At 63.4% G+C, this 5,030-nt stretch carries 4 protein-coding genes and 1 pseudogene; 3 read left to right on the top strand and 2 right to left on the bottom strand.

The window, feature by feature from the left end; genetic code table 11:
* Positions 1–1,944 (top strand): bifunctional [glutamate--ammonia ligase]-adenylyl-L-tyrosine phosphorylase/[glutamate--ammonia-ligase] adenylyltransferase (gene glnE / locus Q8K05_RS16855; RefSeq protein WP_305247769.1); only part of this gene is annotated, 1,944 nt, incomplete at its 5' end.
* A gap of 254 nt (positions 1,945–2,198) precedes the next feature.
* Here the strand turns inward: glnE and rfaE2 are convergent.
* The gene (rfaE2, locus tag Q8K05_RS16850) at positions 2,199–2,684 is read right to left on the bottom strand and encodes a D-glycero-beta-D-manno-heptose 1-phosphate adenylyltransferase (protein WP_305247768.1); all 486 of its coding nucleotides are present in this window, start codon (positions 2,682–2,684) and stop codon (positions 2,199–2,201) included.
* Positions 2,681–3,556: a ferritin-like domain-containing protein gene (locus Q8K05_RS16845; RefSeq protein ID WP_305247767.1), complete on the bottom strand. Its 876-nt coding sequence runs from the start codon at positions 3,554–3,556 to the stop codon at positions 2,681–2,683. Before Q8K05_RS16845 ends, rfaE2 begins: the two co-directional genes overlap by 4 nt.
* 192 nt (positions 3,557–3,748) lie before the next feature.
* Between Q8K05_RS16845 and Q8K05_RS16840 the strand changes: the two genes are divergently transcribed.
* Entirely contained in the window at positions 3,749–4,336 is a 588-nt protein-coding gene (locus tag Q8K05_RS16840; protein ID WP_305247766.1) for a glutathione peroxidase, read from the top strand.
* 420 nt (positions 4,337–4,756) lie between these two features.
* Positions 4,757–4,840 (top strand): annotated as a pseudogene (locus Q8K05_RS16835) (NAD(P)-binding protein); the annotation flags it as partial.
* Positions 4,841–5,030: the final 190 nt, after the last annotated feature.

Below are 5,030 nucleotides of genomic sequence, written 5' to 3'. Positions count from 1 at the left end.
AGCGTGTTTGACGCGCTGCGCATTTTGCACCGGCAAATCCGCGAGCACGCGGCCAAGCGCTGCGCCGGTCACCCCGAGCGCGCCAACGACGTCAAAATGTCGCGCGGCGGCATACGCGAGATCGAATTTACCGTGCAGTTGCTGCAGGTGGTGCGCGGCGGGCAGTTTCCCGAACTGCGCACCCGCCCCACCGTGGACGCGCTGCAGCGCGTGGCCAGCGCCGGGCTGATGCCCCAGGACACCGCCGATGCGATGGCGCGGGCCTACGATTTCCTGCGCCGCGTGGAGCACCGCATCCAGTACCTGGACGACCAGCAAACCCATGTCCTGCCCACCCGCGACGACGACCTCGGCTGGATTGCAGAGACCCTCGGGTACGGCAACTGCTGCCAGTTTCTCAGCGAACTGGACAGCCACCGTGAGCTGGTGGCGGGCGAATTTGACAAGCTGCTCGGCGGCAAACCCGAGTGCAAAGGCTGTGGCAATGGCAATGGCAACGGGGCCGCCGGCGCGGCGTCGCCGCAGCTCGAAGAGTTGCTGGAACAGTTGCCCGCGCACTGGCCGGCGCAGTTCAGGGCCAGGCTGGCGCTGTGGTGCCAGCATCCCAGGGTACTCGCCCTGCGCGAAGACTCGCGCGCCCGCCTGAGCCGGCTGCTGCAGCGCAGCGCGCTGTGGCTGATGGAGGGCAGGGTGACGGAAGAGGCCGCGCTGCGGCTGATTGACTGGATAGAGCCCCTGCTCAGGCGGGAAAGCTACCTAGCGCTGCTGCTCGAACGCCCGGCGGTGCACGAGCGCCTGCTGCGGCTGCTCGGCGCGGCGAAATGGCCGGCGCGCTACCTGTTCCAGCACCCCGGCGTGATTGACGAGCTTGCCAGCGACGAGTTGATGCACGAGCGCTTTGACGCCGCCGCCTTCATCAGGGAGCTGCAGCAGCGGCTGGCCGCGCTCAGGCGCACCGGTGAAGATGACGAGGAAACCTGCCTGAACCTGCTGCGCCGTGCCCACCACGCCGAAGTGTTCCGCACGCTGGCGCGGGATGTGGAGGGGGTGCTCACGGTCGAGCAGGTGGCCGACGACCTGAGCGCACTGGCCGAAGCCGTTTTGAACATCACCACCGACTGGTGCTGGCAGCGCCTTAAAAACAGGCACCGGGAAACGCCGCAGTTCGCCATCATTGCCTACGGCAAGCTGGGCGGCAAGGAGCTCGGCTATGGCAGCGACCTGGACATCGTGTTTGTCTACGAAGACGAGGACGAGCGCGCCCCCGAGGTCTATGCCGCCTTCGTGCGCAAACTGATCAACTGGCTGACCATCAAGACCGGCGAGGGCGACCTGTTTGAAATCGACACCGCCCTGCGCCCCAATGGCAACTCCGGCCTGCTGGTCACCAGCTTTGAGGCCTACGCCCGCTACCAGCAGCAGCGCGGCAGCAATACCGCCTGGACCTGGGAACACCAGGCCATGACCCGCGCGCGCTTTGTGCTGGGCAATGCGTCGCTGCGGCGGCGCTTTGACGAGGTCCGCCACAGCGTGATCTCGGCGCCGCGCGACCTGTCGGCGCTGCGCAGCGAAATCGTTGCAATGCGCGAGAAGGTGCGCAAGGCCCACCCGGTCAAGGGCGACAAGTTCGATGTGAAACACAGCACGGGCGGCATGGTGGACGCTGAATTTGCCGTGCAGTTTCTGGTGTTGTCCGAGTCGGCCAGGCACCCCGAACTGGCCGACAACGTCGGCAACATTGCCTTGCTGCAGCGCGCAGAACTGGCCAGCCTGTTGCCCGAGGGCATGGGCCAGCACGCGGCCAGCGCCTACCGCACCTTGCGCCGCGTGCAGCACCAGGCCCGCCTGAACGAAGAGCCGACCCAGGTCAGCCCGCCCGCACTGGTGGCCGAACGCGAGGCCATCCAGGCGCTGTGGACGAGCACGTTCAACCCGGTCGCCTGAGTGGGGCTGGCACAGCGGCTTTCTTTTCTGTATGGACCGGAGACATACGAAACAGGTGTGCGAGGACATGGTAAACACTTCTTCTGCGCAAGTCGCGCAAGGAGAAGGCCATGCCCTGGACACCGAAAGCCGTGATGGACATCAAACGAGAATTTGTGGAACTGGCGAGCCAGGAAGGCGCGAACCGGCCCTACAAAAAATACAAGCCAAATCGGCCTCTAGCCCTTTACCAGTGTACGCAAGCCGCTATTAATTTAGGACTTCTCGCGAATCTTCTGCACCAGCGCCGTGGTCGAGTAGCCGTCGACAAACGGAATCGCCAGCGCCTTGCCGCCATAGCTTTCCACCACCGCAGTCTCGGCCAGCGTGCGCATGTCGTAGTCGCCGCCTTTCACCAGCACATCGGGCCGGAGCTCGGTGATCAGCGCCAGCGGCGTGTCCTCGTCAAACCAGGTCACCAGGCTCACCGACGCCAGCGCCGCCATCAGCGCGGCGCGGTCCTGCTCATTGTTCAGCGGGCGGTCCGGGCCTTTGCCCAGCCGCCGGGCCGAGGCATCGGTATTGAGCGCCACCACCAGGCTGGCGCCCAGCGCGCGCGCCTGCGCCAGGTAGGTGGCGTGTCCGCGGTGCAGTACGTCAAACACGCCGTTGGTGAACACGACGGGGCGCGGCAGCGCTGCGACGCGCGCCTGGGCATCTTCGCGCGCGGCCAGCTTGGCCAGAAAAGCGGGCGCGCTCACACCGCTTGCGGCGTGGCTTCAAGCGGCGCAGCGGCCAGGGCGGCGGCCTCGCGGCCCAGTTCCTTGCGGTAGCGGTTGAGGTCCTGCACGGTCTTGAAGCTCTGGTTCAGCAGCAGGCTCATGTTGTGCAGGAGTCGGTCCACGACCTTGGTTTCCCACGCCGCGTCAAACTTGATCTGGGTGTCCAGCCACTGTTCCAGCCACGCGGGATCGGGCAGCCGGCTCTGGATGGTGTCGCGCGGGAACAGGTTTTTGTTCACATGCAGATTGGTCGGGTGCAGCGCCTGCGAGGTGCGGCGGGCGCTGGCCATCAGCACGCCGACCTTGGCAAAGGCGATCTTGGCCTCGATGCCGGACTTGTTGATGGCGCGCTTCATGTAGCGCAGGTAGGCGCCGCCGTGGCGCGCTTCGTCCTGGCTGAGCTGGGTGTAGATCTGCTTGATGACCGGCTCGGTGTGCCATTCGCTGGCGCAGCGGTACCAGTGGTTCAGGCGAATCTCGCCGCAAAAATGCAGCATCAGCGTTTCCAGCGCAGGGGCCGGCTCGAACTCGAAGCGCACTTCGTGCAGCTCCGCTTCCGTGGGTACAAACTCCGGCTTGAAGCGCCTGAGGTACTCCATCAGCACCAGCGAGTGCTTTTGCTCTTCAAAAAACCAGATCGACATGAACGCCGAAAAATCACTGTCGTCACGGTTGTCGCGCAAGAACATTTCCGTCGCCGGCAAGGCCGCCCATTCGGTGATGGCGTTCATCTTGATGGTCTGGGCTTGCTCGTCGGTCAGTTTGGAAGCGTCAAAACTATCCCAGGGGATGTCTTTGTCCATGTCCCAGCGGACGGATTCAAGCTGTTTAAATAATTCGGGGTAAAGCATAGGAACTCCTTGCAAGGGATACGCAGAGAAATCTGCCTTGGATGTCCCGCCAGGCCCATCCTGGGTAACCCCTGCATTTTAGGCGGCGAATGTGACGGCAGACGACTTGCAGGCTATTGCCCTACAACGGTCGCCAGTTTCAGCCCGCATGCCAGAATCATGACACCCCCTCATTTTTCAGCGAGTGCCGCCATGAACGCCCTGCCCCTGAAACCCTTGCTCTGGAGCATGCTGCTGGGCAGCGCCGTGCTGTCTGCGCCGCCCGTCAGGTCGGCCACGCCAGCGACCATGGCCGCGCCGTGTCCCGCACTGCTGCAACACAGTATGCTGCGCCTGCAGGATGAAAAACCGCAGTCGCTGTGCCAGTACAGCGGCAAGGTCGTACTGGTGGTCAATACCGCCAGCTTTTGCGGCTTCACGCCGCAGTATAAAGGACTCGAAGCGCTCCATGCCCGTTACAAGGACCGCGGGCTGGTGGTACTGGGTTTTCCCAGCAACGACTTTTCCCAGGAATCGGGCAGCAACCAGGAGATTGCCGATTTCTGCGAGAGCACCTTTGGCGTGAAATTCCCGATGTTCACCAAAACCAGCGTGCGCGGCAAGGACGCCAGCCCGCTGTTCAGGCAGCTGGCCGCCAGCACCGGCAAGGCGCCGGGCTGGAACTTTCACAAGTACCTGATCGCCCGCGACGGCGTCGGCGTGCTCAGCTTCAACACCGGCACCGACCCCGCCAGCCCTGCATTTATCGCTGAAATTGAAAAACAGCTGGCCCGCAAATAATCAGCGCTCAAAATTTAATTACCATTTAGTCACTATATTGACCAAATGGTAATAAGGCCCTTATGATGCGGGCATGTGCCTGCCTTGCCGTCGTCATGGCCCTCCCGCCACGCCCCTGAAAAGGGCCTTGACCGTGCCAGTGACAGGCCTGCGCCGTTGCAGCCTTCACAAAACTTTACCGGGCCGGTCCCGATCCTGCGGGGAACTATGGTCATCGCAGCACCCTCAAAAAAAGTAAGGCGCCGTTTGTCTTCACACACGGCGCCCGCAAAAAATCAGTTTCATTGTTGCGAAGCCTTCTGAACCGCTCTGGTTCAGATGTCAGCCCGGGGCGGTTTTCCTCCTCCCTCCTCCCCCAGTTCGTTCCGGGATGCTTCGCAACATTTTTATCCTGCCGGTGTTCCCGTGAGCAGCGCCCCCTTGCGTGTGGCCATTGTGGGTTCGGGCATTTCGGGCCTGGCAGCCGCGCATGCGCTGCACGGCGTGGCCGAGGTCACGCTGTTTTAAGCCGGCGATTATTTTGGCGGCCACACCCACACCGTTGACCTGACCCTGCCCGACCGAGCAGATGCTGCAGTTTCCGGTGGTCACCATGATCCGGTTCTGCCACAACCACGGGCTGATCCAGATCACCAGCCAGCCAGGCGGGCCGGCGCCCGCGCATCAGGCGTCAGGCGTCTGGCGTGTGCCTGCA

Source organism: Polaromonas sp. (assembly GCF_030682935.1).
Classification (GTDB): Bacteria; Pseudomonadota; Gammaproteobacteria; order Burkholderiales; family Burkholderiaceae_C; genus Polaromonas.
The sequence above is the reverse complement of the archived record's forward strand: the minus strand, read 5'-3'. Positions and strand labels throughout refer to the sequence as shown.

What these genes read in the sequence shown, in the direction of transcription:
- Q8K05_RS16840 (WP_305247766.1), top strand. Translation starts at nt 3,749, where the DNA reads ATGAACGCCCTGCCCCTGAAACCCTTGCTCTGGAGCATGCTGCTGGGC.
- Q8K05_RS16845 (WP_305247767.1), bottom strand. Translation starts at nt 3,556, where the DNA reads ATGCTTTACCCCGAATTATTTAAACAGCTTGAATCCGTCCGCTGGGAC.